The organism is Mucilaginibacter sp. cycad4, assembly GCF_034263275.1.
GTDB lineage: Bacteria > Bacteroidota > Bacteroidia > Sphingobacteriales > Sphingobacteriaceae > Mucilaginibacter.
Window position 1 is genome coordinate 1,871,899 of record NZ_CP139559.1, and the last position, 17,769, is coordinate 1,889,667.

Annotated in this window: 13 protein-coding genes; 4 read left to right on the top strand and 9 right to left on the bottom strand. The window is 42.0% G+C overall.

Going from position 1 to position 17,769, the window contains the following annotated elements; translation table 11 throughout:
• Window positions 1-176: 176 nt before the first annotated feature.
• Entirely contained in the window at window positions 177-833 is a 657-nt protein-coding gene (locus SNE26_RS07600) for a hypothetical protein (protein ID WP_321558761.1), read from the bottom strand.
• A gap of 526 nt (window positions 834-1,359) precedes the next feature.
• On the opposite strand from SNE26_RS07600, the gene SNE26_RS07605 reads away from it, so the two are divergent.
• The gene (locus tag SNE26_RS07605) at window positions 1,360-3,708 is read left to right on the top strand and encodes a glycoside hydrolase family 127 protein (RefSeq protein WP_321558762.1); all 2,349 of its coding nucleotides are present in this window, start codon (window positions 1,360-1,362) and stop codon (window positions 3,706-3,708) included.
• A 542-nt stretch (window positions 3,709-4,250) separates the two neighbouring features.
• Here the strand turns inward: SNE26_RS07605 and SNE26_RS07610 are convergent.
• Entirely contained in the window at window positions 4,251-5,135 is an 885-nt protein-coding gene (locus SNE26_RS07610) for a hypothetical protein (protein ID WP_321558763.1), read from the bottom strand.
• A gap of 685 nt (window positions 5,136-5,820) precedes the next feature.
• Between SNE26_RS07610 and SNE26_RS07615 the strand changes: the two genes are divergently transcribed.
• Window positions 5,821-7,230, top strand: a complete 1,410-nt coding sequence (locus SNE26_RS07615) for a hypothetical protein (protein ID WP_321558764.1) — start codon at window positions 5,821-5,823, stop codon at window positions 7,228-7,230.
• Here SNE26_RS07615 and SNE26_RS07620 read toward each other — a convergent pair whose 3' ends face one another.
• From SNE26_RS07620 to SNE26_RS07650, 7 genes are all read right to left on the bottom strand, one after another.
• Window positions 7,231-8,133 (bottom strand): helix-turn-helix transcriptional regulator, encoded by a 903-nt coding sequence (locus tag SNE26_RS07620; protein WP_321558765.1) that lies wholly within the window; start codon window positions 8,131-8,133, stop codon window positions 7,231-7,233. It lies immediately after the preceding gene.
• Window positions 8,111-9,001, bottom strand: coding sequence for an NAD(P)H-binding protein (locus SNE26_RS07625; protein WP_321558766.1), 891 nt, complete (start codon window positions 8,999-9,001; stop codon window positions 8,111-8,113). Before SNE26_RS07625 ends, SNE26_RS07620 begins: the two co-directional genes overlap by 23 nt.
• A gap of 171 nt (window positions 9,002-9,172) precedes the next feature.
• Window positions 9,173-10,036 (bottom strand): SDR family oxidoreductase, encoded by an 864-nt coding sequence (locus SNE26_RS07630; protein ID WP_321558767.1) that lies wholly within the window; start codon window positions 10,034-10,036, stop codon window positions 9,173-9,175.
• Window positions 10,037-10,128: 92 nt separating this feature from the next.
• A complete protein-coding gene (locus tag SNE26_RS07635; RefSeq protein ID WP_321558768.1) occupies window positions 10,129-10,698 on the bottom strand; it encodes a Crp/Fnr family transcriptional regulator in 570 nt (189 codons plus the stop codon).
• A 59-nt stretch (window positions 10,699-10,757) separates the two neighbouring features.
• Window positions 10,758-11,261: an acetolactate synthase small subunit gene (locus SNE26_RS07640; protein WP_321558769.1), complete on the bottom strand. Its 504-nt coding sequence runs from the start codon at window positions 11,259-11,261 to the stop codon at window positions 10,758-10,760.
• Window positions 11,262-11,645: 384 nt separating this feature from the next.
• Entirely contained in the window at window positions 11,646-14,882 is a 3,237-nt protein-coding gene (locus SNE26_RS07645) for a P-loop NTPase fold protein (protein ID WP_321558770.1), read from the bottom strand.
• Between the two features lie 176 nt (window positions 14,883-15,058).
• Window positions 15,059-15,688 (bottom strand): hypothetical protein, encoded by a 630-nt coding sequence (locus tag SNE26_RS07650; protein WP_321558771.1) that lies wholly within the window; start codon window positions 15,686-15,688, stop codon window positions 15,059-15,061.
• A gap of 229 nt (window positions 15,689-15,917) precedes the next feature.
• Here SNE26_RS07650 and SNE26_RS07655 point away from each other — a divergent pair, with 229 nt between their 5' ends.
• Entirely contained in the window at window positions 15,918-16,757 is an 840-nt protein-coding gene (locus SNE26_RS07655) for a hypothetical protein (protein ID WP_321558772.1), read from the top strand.
• A complete protein-coding gene (locus tag SNE26_RS07660) occupies window positions 16,738-17,757 on the top strand; it encodes a DUF2971 domain-containing protein (protein ID WP_321558773.1) in 1,020 nt (339 codons plus the stop codon). The genes SNE26_RS07655 and SNE26_RS07660 overlap by 20 nt, the downstream gene beginning before the upstream one ends.
• Window positions 17,758-17,769 lie beyond the last annotated feature (12 nt).

Consider the following 17,769-nt stretch of genomic DNA (forward strand, 5'->3'; position numbering starts at 1 on the left):
TCAATGCAACACTCCGAATACCTGAGCCAAAGGGAGGCCATTTCCCTCCGCACCAGGAATGGGGTTATCCTATTGTGAGCAGATATTATACAAATCTACAGATACTACCTCAAGCAATTCAATAGGGCATAATTTTGCCAACCCAAAAAACCCAAATCACATCATTTAACCCAAATTCACTTCCCACCAATCCCGCTGATAATCCCCTCAATTTGATTCAACTGTTCCTTGCTTAACTGTTTCAGGTTTTCCTGGCTTAATATGGTATTGTTTATTTGTATGTAGTTGTTTTGCTCGTTGATAACGGTATTGGGCTGTTGATTATTTAATGCGCCAACCATTTCAAAATAGAGCCGGGCGGCCTTCACGTCGCCGTTGCAGGCACGCTTACAAACGCCGGCCAGTATGTTAGGGGCCAGATATTTAAATTGCTCCATTTCGGCATGGTATTGCGGATGTGCTTTATAATCTGCAAGGTGTTTGGCAACGGTTTGCCTGCTCAGGCCGGTTTCGCGTGCTATTATAAATTTAGGGGGCATTGAACCATATTGGCCTATCAGTTTGGAGATAGCCCGGCCAATTAAAAAGTGGTTCTGCTCCCAGATCTGGTCATTAGTACTTGGATGAACGATATCCGCAATTTTATTTATATAGCTGTCCCTTTCTTCTCCTTTTAACCGTTCCAACATTTCGGTTGTAATTTCCCCGAGGTAATCACGTTCGGCACCGGTAAAATTTTCGATATCAGCTAAGGTGATCTTTTCCAACGCTAATACACTGCTAATCTTTTCATACGAAGGGGGTGAATTTGTCAAGGCGTTTTCGGCTTTCATTAGGTTTAGTGATCTTTCAAATAAAGATAGGGAATTACTTTTACAATTGCTAATATTTTTAGTATTTAAAATGTATTGCAATTGTTTTTTTTATAAATAATTGATTTACAGTAATTTGAATGCTGTTGATCTGAATTTATTTCAGCAATTGAGGGGGTTAACATTAGTTTTTGCTTAAATATTTGAATATCAGTATTTTAAGTAAAAATAACCCGAATTTATGTTAACCCTGTTAACCCCCCCCCCGGTGCGGGTGTCGCAGCCCCGGATAGGAGAGGCCGGATACTCGTGACTGCCCGGTTATATGTTGAAATTGAGCCGCGCTGCATACCCGCGCCCCGGGAGAAAATCACTTTTTATTCTTCTGTTTTTTTAAGTTGGTGAGCGTACCTGCTGTTAAACAAGCTGCTTAATTAATTGCATTTAATTTAAAAAAGAGTTGCTTTAAAGCCTGTCCGCACGTACATTCGTTTTTTATTGTTGTTTTAACAATTAATACCCGCATTTTGCCGGTTGCTAACCAATTATGAAGCATCTTTCTTTCTTATTAATTCTTTATCCATTTTTGCTGCAGGCCCAGCAAAAACAGGCTGTTAAAAGCTTTCCTCTGCAAAATGTGAGGCTGCTGCCGGGGATCTTTAAGGAACAGGAACAAACCGACCTGAATTATATGCTCGCCCTAAAGCCCGACCGTTTGCTTGCACCTTTTCGACGGGAAGCAGGGCTGCCGCAAAAAGCTGAAAGCTATACTAATTGGGAAAATTCGGGCCTGGATGGGCATATTGGGGGGCATTATCTTTCGGCCCTGGCTATGATGTACGCTTCTACCGGCGACAGCCGCATCCGCCAGCGCCTCGACTACATGATTAATGAACTTAAATTATGCCAGGATAAAAATGGCGATGGATATCTTGGCGGTGTGCCGGGGAGCCGCGAGCTGTGGCCGCAGGTAATGAAAGGCAACTTTGCAGGTTTCAATAAAAAATGGGTGCCTTTCTATAATATTCATAAAGTATTCGCCGGGCTGCGCGATGCCTGGTGGTACGAGGATAATCAAACTGCAAAAGCTATGCTCATCAAACTGGCCGACTGGTTTTGCAAAATCAGTGCTGCGCTCACCCAGCAGCAAATGCAGCAACTGCTGGGCAACGAACACGGGGGTGTCAATGAGGTGCTGGCCGATGTATATGGCATTACCGGCGATAAGAAATACCTTAATTCGGCCTATAGTTTTTCTCATCAGGCCATCCTTCAGCCGCTTGAAAACAACCAGGACAAGCTTGATAATTTACACGCCAATACGCAGATCCCGAAAGTGATCGGATTTAAGCGAATTGCCGATTACAGCGGTGATACCGCCTATAATCATGCTGCGGCATTCTTTTGGCAAACTGTGGTAAACCATCGCACCGTTGCCACCGGGGGGAACAGTGTCAGGGAACATTTCAATCCGGCTACAGATTTCTCTACCATGATTTCAAGTGTAGAGGGGCCGGAAACCTGTAATACTTATAACATGCTTAAGCTTACCGAAGATTTGTACTTATCAGATCCGGAAATAGCTTATATAGATTATTACGAGAGGGCATTGTATAACCATATCCTCACAACACAGCGGCCGGGGAAAGGTGGCTTTGTGTACTTTACGCCCATGCGCCCGGGGCATTACAGGGTTTATTCCCAGCCGCAAACCAGTATGTGGTGCTGCGTTGGCTCTGGTATGGAAAATCACGCCAAGTACGGAAAAATGATTTATACCCATACAGATAACCAACTGTATATTAATCTTTTTATCCCATCTGAGCTAACCTGGAAAGAAAAAGGTTTGATACTGAAACAGGAAAACAACTTTCCGGAGCAGGAAGCAACAACCCTCAGGGTGCTGAAAACCGGTGGTAATTCATTTGGGTTAAATATCCGGTACCCTTCATGGGTTAAGGCAGGGGCATTGGGAATTACTATCAACGGCAAGCCTGTAACTGTTAAATCCAAGCCGTCATCATATGTACAGCTAAATAGAAAATGGCAGAAGGGGGATATCATTAGCGTGCGGCTGCCAATGCAAACAACAACAGAGAAACTTCCCGACGGGGCTAATTATGAAGCCGTGTTGCACGGCCCGATCGTACTTGCTTCTGTGATTGATACGCTTGCAGAAAAAGGCCGCGAAGCCGACGACAGCAGGATGGGCCATATTGCTGCTGGCGAGTTATACAAACTTGCAGATATGCCCGTTTTTGTAAGTGATTCCATTAACGACGCGGCAATGATAATCAGGGACGAGGGCACGCCGATGTCTTTTACAGCGAAAAAGCTCATCTATCCGGCTAAATACAGCAGCTTAAAACTGGTGCCGTTCTACAAAATACAGGATGCCCGTTATGTTGTGTACTGGCGAAAAGAATCGGCCAGGGGTTTCGGCGAATTGCAGGCGAAACTTGCGGAAGATGATGCCCGGGAAGCAAAACTTGCTGCCAATACAATTGATATGGCAACAGCGGGAGAACAGCAACCGGAATCTGATCATTTTATGGAAAGTGATAATTCGTTTGCCGGTGTTCGTTTCAACAGGCATTTCCGGTCTGCATCAGGTTGGTTCAGTTATAAACTCACTGATAAAAATAAAGCCGCAACAAAAATCAGTGTCACTTATTTCGGCACGGAATGGAACCATAAGTTTACAATTTTTGTTAACGGACAAGAGTTGGTGAAAGTTGATCTGAAGGGAGGTAAAAGTGATTCCTTTTATACAGTCGAATATGAGCTTCCTAAACAACTGAAATACGGTTCGAATCAAACGCTCATGATAAAGTTCCAGGCGGATGCAGGTTCAGTTGCCGGACCTGTTTATGAATTACGGCTTTTGAAAGACTAAGTATTTATTAACCATTCTTAATGGCAGAAAGGGATGGATTTTTGGTTCCGGCTTTTGTAATACTAATAATTTCAAGGTGTTTAGCGATTGTGGTTTCGGTAGGATGAATTGGTCGATATCAAAAGCTTCCCGAAAATCACCAAATTGTTTCGTAAACCAATTAAATATCACGCCACCGTTACTGTGAGGCTACCGATCAAACGCGAAAACCCGTACGGCGGCCGTGCCCATTCAGTTCAATAAGCCGTTTTGGTGAGTAGTGATTTTAAAAAAGCTACTCACCGAATTACTCTCCTTTTAAATGGGAATTGATGAATAATATAGCCTTTTGACTAAAAAACAAAAGCCTGCAGTCATTAGATTTGCAGGCTTTCAGTCTGTTTTAACATTGAATTCAGTGGAGGCAAGGGGATTAATGAGTTAGAACCGAATCCCCCTTTATCACGTGGAAACGAAGATTATTTGCTTTTGCTTAAAGACTTGCTTGATGCGGTTGAGGCAATGGAAAAACCGGCAGATGAAAGCCACAATTGATGATTAATTTATTCCGGCTTTGCATTGAATAAGTGTTCCATCGCTAATCTTTCCGCAAATTCGCCAAGTTCCTTTTCTGACTTTATTGAATTGAACTTGTTTTTAACCTGATCGGCTTTGCCTTGATGTATTATTTTACAGTCAGGAAAATCATATTCGTCAAAATAGTTACCAAACTCATTTAAAAGGTTTTCCCGGGAAACTAAAACGGTGTCTTTAACTGTTCGGAAAAGCCTCTTGTATTGTCTGACTAATAAAATATAATCCGTGGTTGGCAAGATAATAGGGATGTGTTCAGTCCAAGTGGTTAACGTAATTGGCTCATTATTTTGTTTGATTTTAAAAAAAAAGATTTTAGGAACAAAATAACCGTCCCCAAGTTTTTGCTGCAATTGCTGTCTGTTTAAATTGTATTCCCAAACTTTATAACATTCCTTTTCACTTAGGTAACAACTTTGCATTTCATTGAAGTGATCTTTACTTGCCCACAAATTTGTCTTGCTCCAGATGCCAAATTGCTCTTGTTTATTGGGTTTATAAGGATTCTCAGAATCAGATTGGGGATTTAATACAAACAGATCTAAGTCTTTACAAAATTGTTCCACAAATAAGAAAGCCTCACTTCCAAAAAAGCTTGGACGCATAAAATTTAGGTTGAATGAAAAGTTTGTGTCATCAAAATCATCAATAGGCACTATATCTTCTTCAGATTGATAATCACCATCGGGTTCGTTATAGTCAAATGAAAAATAAACCTCTGTGTCTTTGTTTTCAAAAAACCATTGTGTGCCACTTTCATTTACATGAACCAAATTTTCTGACAAATATTGAGAAATTTTATCTGTTGAAATTTCTTTGCCTTTTTGTTTGTAAAAAAATAAATCGTAACTCATATACGTTCGTGCAAGGTTTAAGTATCTATTGTTGGCTTTTTCTTTATAATACGAATATAATTATATGTTGTAGTTTATAACAAAAAAACCGCAAGCCAAACATACGTTCAACTTACGGTAAGTGATTTTGTGGAGCCGGAGGGAACGTAAAAAATCACGTAACAGGCTCACTTTCAATATCAAGATTTTGGCTTTTGACACTGCTCACTATGTGCTCACCAAATCGCTACTAATAGACCTTATTATGCTACTTAGTTTATTATTATAAATATAGGATTTATAGATGTGTTGAGCAAGTATTCTAGTGAAAATGTAGACAAAGAAATGGAATGATATAGGGTAGCAATGAGACATTTTAAATTCTCGGGCTTGGTTAGTTAGGGAACAATACCCGATTCAATTTCAGCTATATGCCAATGCTTTGTGTTTTCATTCAATTATAGGTCACATAATAAATCACTCTTAAATAGTCAGACCGCTTGCACCTATTTAGCAAAGATATAAACTATTTTCATGGTTCCGGATTGTAGAGCCATAAAAGATTCAATAATTCAAACGATTCGTTGCAAAGCCTTAACTGCTGGGGTGGTTATTTTTTGTGATTTTTTTAATCTAATCTTTTGAACGTAACTAATTTTATATTAGTAATATTCATTTAAATTGAAGAGAAATCAAACTTAAGGACATGACGAACGCGACAATCGAAAATGCAATCAACTCGGCAGAAAATGATTTGTTATTTTGTTGGGATTTTTTGGTTGATCTCAAGACTAATTCCATAAAGGACAACCAATTTACCGATAGATTTATCGCATTTCAATTGCGCCTAGCAACCGCTATATTTCGATTGCATTCGTTGCGAGACAAAATTATAATAAAAGAAAAAGATTATGTCACTCGAAGAAAAACCTTTAACGAGCGTTGGTTTAAAGGAAAGATGAGGCAATTGGCTGGATATAAAGAAGGTATCGATTACGTTGTTAATATCGCAAAAGCAATTGGTGATGCTTACGCCTATTTCTTTTATCATAATGATCTCGAACTATTAGCGGATCATTTATCCCATCAAAAAGTGGTTAATCACACTGCCGGTAACGGTGAAAGAGGCGAATTGGAGTTTTTGAGAAATATAAAACACATCGAAGGCGAGTTTACGTTATTCCACGGCATTACTAATATTCTCCGATATGGTGATTTTAGTTTTATCGATTTAAGAAAGATGAAGGTTACTCAAATAGGTGAATTAAAAACTCGTTGGGTTGCAGAAGATAGATTGGAAACCAATATAACACTTTTCAGAAAGAAACCTGGAAGAGTGTCTGATAATAAACGGATAATAATTCCTGAATTAGAGAAAAATAGGACAGGGCGGCAACAACTGGGAATTGCAAATCTTTTAAAAGGGAAACACGATCCAAACTCATCCCAAAGTAATTTGGTTGATCCCTCCTATAAATCGGAAATTCAATCGCTTTTAAGCAAAACCAAAGTAAATACGGTTGGATTTATCAAAGCTAGTTCCGGAGTCGCCTTCTCTTGCGTGAAATTGAAAAAGTTGAGTCTGTACAAGCATCTTTCACATAGGGACTATAAAAATTTAGGGTCCAAAATCAGCAAGCAGTTGGAGGAAATCGTACGGGGTTTAATCGACGTGAATTCTAACGATAATGCCGTGTTGATAAGCTCGCTGCTTTATGATTCGAAACCGGGCGATAAAGATATTCCCGGCACAGTACCATTATTTTGGCATGAGATTGACAATGACTTATTAAAAGAGGTCTACTTTGGGCAAACGGTCGTAATGTCGTTATTTAATGGTATCCACTTGATTAATAAAATTGAAGATAGAGGGTTCGTTGTTAAAAGTAATTATTATGTAAAAGCTCGCACACCTACTTCTAAAATGAAAGGAGGCATAAGTTATTTTGATCTGTTTATACCCTACATAACCAATCATTTGTTCACTGAAAACTTTGTATTAGGGATATTAGATGAACTCGAAAAATCAAACCTTTTGAATAAAGCTATTCAAATACAGGTCAAACCACAGCATCAGGTAGAATTCTTTCACCGCAGGAGAAAGCCTGAAGAATGATCAATTGAATGCTTGACGAAAATCCTGGGGAGAGATCTCAGTTTTTGCTTTGAATAGCTTACTGAAGGATTGGGGGTGTTCAAAACCAAAAGCATAGGCGATCTCGCTGATGCTCAGGTTGGTGGTTGAAAGTTTTTCCTTGGCTTTTTCGATCAGCTTGTCATGGATATGCTGCTGCGTGCTTTGACCGGTGAGGGTTTTAAGCAGGCCGCTCAGGTAATTGGGTGAGATGTGCAATTGTTCCGCGATCTCGTTGACGCTGGGCAAGCGCATATGGTCGTTTGTAAAATATACATTTAAGATTTGTTCCAAACGGGCGAGTATTTCGTGTGTCCCCATTTTGCGAGTCAGGAACTGCCGATGGTAAAAGCGGTCGGTATATTTGAGCAGGAGTTCGATCTGCGCGATAATTACTTCCTGGCTGAATTGGTCCTGGTTCGCCCGGCATTCCTCATCAATACGCTGCATGATGCTGATCAACAATTCTTCTTCTTTAGCAGAAAGAAACAAAGCCTCATGGATAGCATAGTCGAAGTAGGCGTATTTTTTGATGGTTTTGGCTAAGGACGTGTGCCAAAGAAAATCAGGATGGATCAGCAGGTTCCAGCCTGCCGGCCTGCTTGCTGTGTGGTGATCCATTTCGACCCGCAGGACTTGTCCCGGTGCCATACAAAACATGATCCCTGCGTTAAAATCATAGGGTTGTTGTCCATATTTCATTTTGACGTTGAAATTCCGTTTGATGGCTATCGAAAAGAAATCCATGATCCGACTGAAGGGTGCCAGGCATTCCCGGTTTACATCCTCGAAGCGCCAGAGACTGACCAGCGGGTGTGCAGGTTTGGGCAAGCCCATGTAATCATGGAACCCGCTAATGGTTTTAATGCGCAGCAGCTCGTTCATACTGCAATTTAAACTCTTTGAGGAACTTCGGCAATTTTGTTTTTCCTAAAGCTGGTTTATGCTTTTCATAATCGCTGCGCAGCAGCCCGTTATGGATGGATGCGCCCAATTCCACCAGATGCTCGGTGATCTCTGCCGGACGGCCGTGATCCAGCATGAATTGACGCACTTGTTCGTCGTTGAAAGTAAGCCATTGCAGGCCTGGTTTGCCGATGGTTTCCCCGATCATAGCCGCTACCTCGTTACAGGTTCTTTCATCACTTACTATATAACGAATGGCTTGCGAGTACCCGGCGGTCAGTTCTTCTGCGGCTGCGCTGGCGATATCCAGGGGTGAAACCATGACCAGTTTATCTTCACCACCAAAATTGGTACCGATGATGCCCTGGCTTTTGATCATCCCCAGGAAATGATACAGGTTATAATAAAAATAGCCAGGGCGCAAAAAAGTAACGTTAACACCTTCCAGTTGGCGCAGGATATCTTCACTCAGATGCGAACCCCGGATGATCCCATTCCCTTTTTCCAGGTCGGCGCCATAGCTGCTTAAATAAACCAATCGTTTAACGCCGGTGTTTTTGATCGCTTCGGCATAGGAGTGGGCGACGTTCGTGTAATAGGAGATCTGGTCGGACGCCGCGAAGTTTGGCGGGTTCATGGCGTATACGGCATCTGCACCCTGAAATGTGCTGCTCAAGAATTTGGTGTCTTCAATTGCGCCAATAGCTGCTTTGGCACCTAAGGCTTCAATGGCTGGTACCTTATCTGCCTTGCTGCTGATAATGGTCACTTCGTGACCTTTTGCGATCAGTTCCTGAGCCAATGGCTGGCTGATATTTCCTAATGATCCGGTTACAATGATGTTCATTTGATGGTTTTCCTTTTTAAGGATGATGAAGCTCCCTCAAGAAGTTTCATGATACAAAGATCAAACGCGTGGCTCAAGACGACCGAACCGAATCTATTGTTCTCGTAGCCAAATCTCCTATAAGGGCTAAAAAAGGCGGGAAAGTATTTGATGTCTCCCGCCTTTTGAAATTTAATTTAGCAGCTCACCCATGCCAAATACGGTCAGGCCAGGTGCGAATTGTGCTGCAACGGCTTCGTTTGCCGCCTCGATATATTTGCCGGTGATCGGATCGACTACGGTACGGAGTGGCCGTGTTCCTTTTTCAGCATTGATCAGGTTAATGATGGCGTCAGCGACCATTTGCGGATCAGGCTGGTGTGTTTGCATGGCTCCGCCCAGTGCGCTGATCATTTTGCCCGGCAGGTCTGCGATGGCCTGGTAGGCTTCGAAGACGGATTGGTCGGAGGCGTACTGCGTTTTCTGGTTCATTTCTGTAGGGAATGCGCCCGGCTCCAGGATGGCGACATCGATGCCCAAACGTTTGACTTCGTAATGCAGGCCTTCACTGATGCCCTCCAGTCCGAATTTGGAACCGGCATAGATGGTGGCGAAAGGGAAGGCCACGCGGCCAAAACCGCTGGTGACGTTGACGATCAGGCCCTCGGCCTGTTGACGCATGGCGGGCAATACGGCTTTGATGAAACGCCATGGGGCGAAGGTGTTCACATCGAAGATGGCCTGTACGTTTGCTGTGGTAAAACTTTCGGCAACGCCGTTGAGTGCGAAACCGGCGTTGTTGACCAATACATCGATACGGCCGGTTTCACTGAGGATACGGTCGACGGCCTTTTGAACGCTGGCATCATCGGTTAGCGTGACGTCCAATACGCTTACGTTGGGTACTGCTGATAAAGCTTCGGCTTTATCTTTGTTTTTTCCCTGGGTATCCCGCATGGTGGCATACACCTGGTGTCCGAGGGCCGCTATGCTGTGCGCGGTCAGCCAGCCGAAGCCGCTGTTGGTTCCTGTGATCAGGACTACTTTTTTGCTCATTTTTTTCTGTTTAATGAGACAAAGGTTGCTAAGGATGGGGAGGAAACCTTTACCATATGTTAAAAAGGGTGCTGGCCCGGTAAACCTGACAATCAGCGGACATTCCGCCGGATGCGGCTCAGCGAGGGCTGGGTGATGCCCAGGTAGGAGGCGACGTGGGAAAGCGGTACCCGGTTCACCAGGCCCGGAAAATGTTCGTTGAACAGTAAATAACGGTTGGTGGCATCTTCGGAGACGAGGGGGCTACGCCGTTCGATGGCTTTGAGCAAACAATTTTTCAGGATCAGGTTTTCGATCTCTTTCCAGCTGACGACTGTATTGCCGATCTCATCCCAGCCTTTTTTGGAAAAGACGAGCAGTTCGCAATCGGTCTCGGCCTGGATATATTCCGAGGAGATGATCTGCGTTTCGAAGCGCTGCTGATCGGATACAAAGTTATTTTCTTCCACGAAGGAATGGGTGACGTCCTTGCCTCTGTTGTTGTAGTAACAAAAACGGACTACGCCTTTCAGCAGGAAACCGACGTACCTGGGTACTTTACCGGCTTCTGAAAAATAGTCGTCTTTCCGCAGTTCCAGGGTTTGGGCTTTGCTTAAGATCAGGTCTATTTGCTGCTGGTTCAGGTTGCCGAATTGCAGGATGTAGTTGACGAATGCTTCCATGGGGTAAAATTCGGTGTTAATTCTGGCAGTTCTGTTAACATTTGGTAAAAAGGAAACGGCTACAAGCTTTGCAGCATTTTTAAGCTTTCCGGTACGATCAAACCGTTCCGGCAATAGCTGATCAGGCCGGGGCCATCGAGCAGGTTGTAAAATACTTCGAGGTCGGTCGCGGTGCCGGTTTTCTGAATCACAAAACCTTCTGTGGTTACGCCTGCGATGGTTGCGCCGTGTTTTTGCATCAGGGCGAAGAATCGGCTATTGGCGAAATCTTTGGCGAAATGGAAATACCCGGCCTGCCAGAGTTCTGCTTCAAACCCGGTAAACCCGGATACGTGGTAGACTTCGATGATGTTTTCCAGCTTGGCTATGGTTAGTGGTAGCCTGTCGTCGGGAATGCTTACTTCCAGGGTGATCAATACCATGTGGGCGATATCGGTGCGCGCGGCGCTTACCTGGTGTACGGGGTAATCCTTTCGGTTCAGGAACATGAGGATCTGGCCGAGCAATCCTTTTTTGTCTTCGGCATAAACGGTGATCACTTTGGTCGGGGTTGTCTTTTTCATTTTGAATTTGGTCAAAAAAAAAGCCCTCCGGGTTACGGAGGGCTGTAATATTTAATGGTACTTTTTTAAATAGTTAGATTACCCTCCATTGGTTAGCAATGACAGTAATAATAATGACGATAATAGCGCTGATCACTCCAGGGTTTGTCGGCCTGGCAGCAGGGATGGTTGTATGGAATGGATGGCTATTCATCTGTTGGGTGCAATTTACGGCAATTCCGAATAAAAGTAGATGGTATGCAGTCGTTTTAGTTTATTTATTTGTCAATGGCTTGTTGAACTTGTTGTAAAACTGTTTTAATTTACCGACTACATTACCGCGGCTCTTATATTTGTACTCTATACCTGCGTCTATATCTTTTATTTAAAAGGCGGTCTGCCATCTCAATTCAGAAATATACTGGATTCGGGTAATATTTCATCAAATGAAAACCGTTGGATAAAACCATTGTGTGCTTTAAAATGCGTCATAACCGTATCCTGTAGTGTTTGATATGCTGGTTTGGTTGTTAAAGCAACATCCAATTGCTTTTTTAACAGGACGATATCAGATGACTGTTTTTCAAAATCCTGAAGAAATTGAGCCAGTTTTGCTGTCTCATTCTTTTGCATAAATTTGATAAAGCAGGGAGCGAGCTTCCGGTAACAACCATTGTATAAAGCGTCCAAAAATAGGATAATCAAATACTCCGTTTTTTCCTGGCCGACCATGTAAGTCAAGCCTGAATGGGCTTTTACGATCTGATATATATTAACAAACCTTTTTATTGCGCGCGGATTATTACCTAAAATGACCGACATATCCTCCATCAGCGCTATTTCCCAGCTTTGCAGTTTCACATGCTGCAATTGGCTACGAGGCTCAACAGGCGCGGTCACTGGCGGCTCTGGTATAATGTTTTCATGCCGTTCCTGATTTTGTTCTTCATTATATTCCCTAACGATTGGCGAATTTTCATCGTAAATCGGCACTTCATTTTCAAAATCAAAAGCCTCGTAGGGTTTACTAAGCATTCTGATCATATGGCGAATGTGCCCGTCGTTGGCTGCTTTTAAATGAAACGGAACCTGAAATATTTTCTCCAAATAATCCGAAGCCTCTATTAATTCTTTATCGCCTTCCGGTGCGAATTGCGAGCCGTAACGGGTAATGAGGGCATTTCTTACCCATCTCGGGTCAACGCCAACGACAACAACAAAAAGTGGAAAGGCCATCAATAAATTAACAGCTTCCAAAACTTCAACAACTCGGTCCTCACGGCAGCGATCAAGATCGTCGATGTACAACACAATGCGCTGCAATGGCTTGTTAAAATTTTCTGCGAAGTCTTTGTGTTTATTTTCTACGTTGTGACCGTAGAACAAATCACTCAAAGCTTCAAAATCACGCCTGATTAACGACACAATACCTAAATGCTGTTGATAATCTTCACTGATAGTCCTTTTTCCGATAAAGCTGTAAAGCGCTTCAGTAGATAATGCATGTTCTTTTTTGTAGGTTAATAATAGTTGCTGACGCTCTGTTTCCTTAATTTCTTTATCTACCGCTATCAGTTTTTGCTCGTTTTGTGCAATGGACAGGGCAATTTCGGCCTCCTCTTTTTCCAATGCGGCCTGTGCATCTTTAATTGCGGTATCATATTCAACTTTTATTTTCCAAAGAGAACTAACAAGCGGTTGAACTTGCATGTAGGTTTTTCTGATAAGATGTAAGACCGGGGCTGCCGTTACAAGAGTTTTGATAAGGAGATCAACGGGCGGAAAAGAAAAATCTGTTTTCGTTATAAGTTTTACGAGCCAATGCAAAACCAATGGTGCGTAATAGACGAATAAAATAATGCCGGCCAGCCACAAAATGTTGCTTAGAAGCTTTTTTCGACTAAAGAAAACCTTGACATAGGTTTCTATACTCTGTACTTTTTTTAAGACTGCCCCTGGATCCTTAAGGTACTCTTCCGGAACAATTTCGCGGAGCTCTTTGCTTGCAGACGTGACCGATTCGTTTTCTTTAAAAGCCGAAGATATTTTTTCCCGGACTTTCAATTTTTCATCGACGATCTGCAATGCTTTGGTAAAAGAATCTTTAGCGATTTCCTTTTTCTTACCTTCGAGTTCTGATGCGAGTTTTTCTTTCTTTTCCGTAAGATCAGTGATTGCACTTGTCAGCGTAGCCTGTTCTTTTTTTACTTTTTCCATCTGGAGAAAGTTCAGGGACAAGCGGTCCATTAATGATGTTTTGACCTCATTGATTTCCACATCGGATTTCTTGTTATCGCTGATATATTGATTTAAACCCTCGAAAATCTTGCTGATCATGCTAGCCCAAAGGTTTGCATCAAGGTATGACCAGGCATTGAAATGGATGTGTGCAATACCCGTGCAGACCATGTCATCTTGTTGCTGGGTATAATAACTAATCTTATCTTTCAGTTTCCTCATAAAGAAACTTTTACCGGTTCCCCACTTGCCAAACAATGCTATCGCCAATGGTGGCTTGAAAGTCTTTGCGGATATGATCTTCGCAAATGCATCAACGTCCGCATTAATATCTAGATGGTCGTCAGCATCGTCAGAATCACTTAACAATCCCGCAAGTTGAGAAATTTGCGCTGCAAATTCTGGTTCATATACTGACGAATCGGGCGGGAAGATCTTGAAGATGATTTGTTGCCATTCTGGAATCGCTCTGATAATTTCCAAAAAGGTTTTCGGTGCAACTTTGGTGATGGTATTTCTGTAATTTCCTTTATTAGGTATATCGTACTGCGTATGATGCGCCCTCCAGTTAACCGAAAGCTCCTGCCCGTTTCCGGGATTTAATGTCACAATGCCAATCCCTTTGATCCGCAGATAGCTGACGCCTGTACTGGCAAAAGAGGATTTAAGAAGAATGAGGGAGCCTGGCTTAATTTTCTTAACTAACTCAACAAATTTGTCCTCATGGCCATTTTGCCAAATACCGGCTGCGAAAAAATCATCCGCCTTGTCACTACCGTCCCACACGGCACCAGCAAGGTAACAATCATGGTCGCGGGAAATCCTGTCAAGAATCTGCTCCATGATAGCCGATTGTTCTGAAGTTAATTCGATCTTCGGTAGTTCGCTGGTGCGATCCTGGGGGATTTGCGGTCGGATCAGACTAAAGATCCTTTCCTCAGTAACGAAAATCTCCATAACAGCATCAGGCGACGAATTTTTGATGAAATTCTCGGTCAGGATTTGGAAAACCCGCATGTGATCGAGGCCTCCGGCACCGGTTCCTAACAAAGGCAGGGCAACGTCTCTTACCGTCGGATTGCGTTTGGTGAAATCGGAAATTTCATTAGCTATGTCCTCGATTGCCTCGTACGTACTCGTATTATTATCCACGCAGGTGGCCATCAAGATATGGAATACCGGCTTTAAATTATTCTGGCGATCTTGATTGGTATGTTGCATAATATCTACTGCACCCAATGGCCGGTACTCCAGTCTTTCCGGCAGCTCCAATCGATATACGTAAGCGAGGTCTTGTCTGATCTTGTCATTTAATGTCCCTATAGTTGATCTGGGAATGACTATCGCATCAGAGATAGTATTGAACAAGCTGTCTAATTTGACAACGATTTTATTTAAGGGCATTGGGATTGTGAATAGGTTGTTGCAAGTTAAGATATTTTCACATTATTCGCTCACCACTGGCGTAAATCCTGGTTGAAATGAAGATGCCTGGATTGTTTCAGTGCAGTTTCAAAGTTTTTGCATTTGGAAATTAGATGAACCTTTACAAGGTTTGTATTTCCGGCCATCTGATTTGATTAACTCGCGCAATGCGAGGAGAGGAGATGGGAAAGAAATACGATCGGTACCACTAAACCGGGCAACAGAGTAAATGGAAACATTAATATGGCGGTGTTGGGCTGTGATCTCGCCAATTGCTGTATCGGGGACGGGGCTGATAAGATGGCCAGGATGACTATGACTGATAGCAGGGTGAGGCCGAGATAATGCCAGTATCTGATTAGTTTTTTGCTGAATTTATCGGCTGTAAATATTAGGATGATGGCGGTAATGCCGGTGAGGATGTCAAAGTTCCAGCCTTCGAAGGTCATGAGTTTGGGGACTTTCCCGTTTTGATATAGTTGAAATAAACAGATTTCAACGGGCAGGCGAAGGGCATGGATGGCATATAGCCATTTGGTTTTGATGGTCGTGGCGGTGATGTTTTTATAGGCAAGGGTTACGAAGATGACGGCCGGGATAATGACGAGCAGTATCCTTGGCGGCAGGGTACTTGTGTTTTGAAAGAAATGGTTGTAGGATAGCACGCCGATGATGATGTTCCAGATCAGGTAAGCGAGGATGATGGGGTGTAACTTGCCGGTGGCGGCGATGAAGAATAATACAGTAAGCGCTACAATGATCAAAAAGAAAATGCTTAATATCATTCAATATTTAAATCCGCGACAAGATAAATTTCTTTCAATATCCGCATAGCTATTCCTTTATTTCAGTTTTTTTCTTCGATGAACTTATGTCAGACGATATTTATATTGGCGATTATGATAGAATTTTATCGAACTGGTAATCTTTTTGTAAAAGTCGGCTTTGGAGTTGCATTGATTAACAGTAATAAGATGCAATCGGATATCTTAGCTTTTGTTGATTAAACCAAAAATGAATCAGATACTTAAACTCAATCACCGTGCAAATATGCATGTGATCTCATATGGAGAGAAATATGTTATTGTTTATGAAGACCACAGATATTTGCTGAACGTGTTGTATTTCCTCAAGGCCGAGGAAAATTTCAAAAATCCGTTTAATATAATTTACTTCGACTTTCACGATGATGCCGTGAAGCCTCATAAGTCATCAATAGAAATAACAAAGAAGTTTCGTGCTACTTTGCCAACAATGCCGGAATTTTGGAGCTTTACAGAATTTAATATCAGTACGCTGGATGATGATTGGGTACTTAACGGAATGGAATTAGGCTTTATTAAAGATGCCGTTGTCATTGGGGCAGAAAAGGATGATAATATAGCTCGCATTAACAATCGTTATTCGGATCACACTGGTATTGACCACCGAATATACTCGATTCCTCATCTTTGGGACAGTCTTGATCGGAATGGTTGCCTTGGCGAGCAGGCCGCGATAACTGATGACTTCAAGAACATTCGTGAGATATTGGAGTTTAACAATCCACGAAACAGGTATACGTTTACTGATACACCAGAAACGCCGTACATATTAGATTTTGATTGCGACGTGTTTTCTTTTGATTTACTAGGAAAGACGAGTTCGTGGCCGTATTCTCGTATGAGAGAACTTTTTCTTACAGAAATTGATGAATTAAATACAACGCCTAGGGATTTTGTGGAGCGCCTGATTGATCGGGCAACAATAATTACCATTTGCCGCGAAACCCCTTATTGCGGCGGTATTTTGCAGGCAACTAACAATTTTCACAACCTCGACACATTATTTTTCAATGGCGAACTCAGCAAGTAATCAAATTACAATAAAAGAACAGCAGGAAATAGCGGAAATTATCAATAGCAACATCAAATCAGCTGAATTTGATTTCAAATTCGATGAGGTGAAACCCTCAGATATTAGGTTTCACAATAAATATGATGTGAAAAATGTGTTGGTTTTTGAAGAAGGCAAAAATCCTATAACACAGATATTTGATAAGTTATCTAAAAACCGGGTAGGTGATTACGGACGCTTTCATCATTTTAAAAGTGCTCATATAGCTTTAGACATTATCAAAAATCAATCTATTCAAGTAAGCAGCTTGTTCTCGAACGATTCAAATGATTTTGCAGAGTATACGGAATTCTATAAACGGATCGGTTTATTTCACCCGCTAGTACCTGAGGACTTTCAGAAAAAAGCATTTAACAACAATATCAACCCTAAAGATACACGTCCATCAGATGTAGAACGTAACCATATTTTTGTATTGTGTTTTACCCAAGATAATCATAATGAGAAGTTTTGGAAAAATTATGCAAATGAAGATCACGGCGTAGCCATTGGCTTTAGATTTTCAAATTTCAACAATGAGGGGTTACGTTTATTTGATTTTCGCGATGTATTTTATGATCGCGGCTATTCTTTTGATTTCTACAACGCAATTGAGTATCAGCTTCGTAAGTATAATAAAATGTTTTTTTCTGACGGTGTTGATAGATTTTCTAAATTTTACAAACGGGCAAGATATAATTGGGAGAACGAAACACGCCTTTGTTTTCATTACGATGCTCCTAATATGGTTGGTTTAAATGGTTTCCTAGATCGAACGTTTCCAATTCAAACGGACAGTAAATCCGGAAGAAAGTTTATCGATTTGCCGTTAACAGGTAATAGTGTCGAAAATCCCTTTTTTGAATTGGAAATTGTGGAAGTCGTGTGCGGAAAGTTCGTCGGGCAGGGAATGGTTGATCAACTTAAAGACGCACTTAAGCAATCCTTCCCGTCTGCTGACTTTTGGCAACGTAGGTAATGCTAATAAATA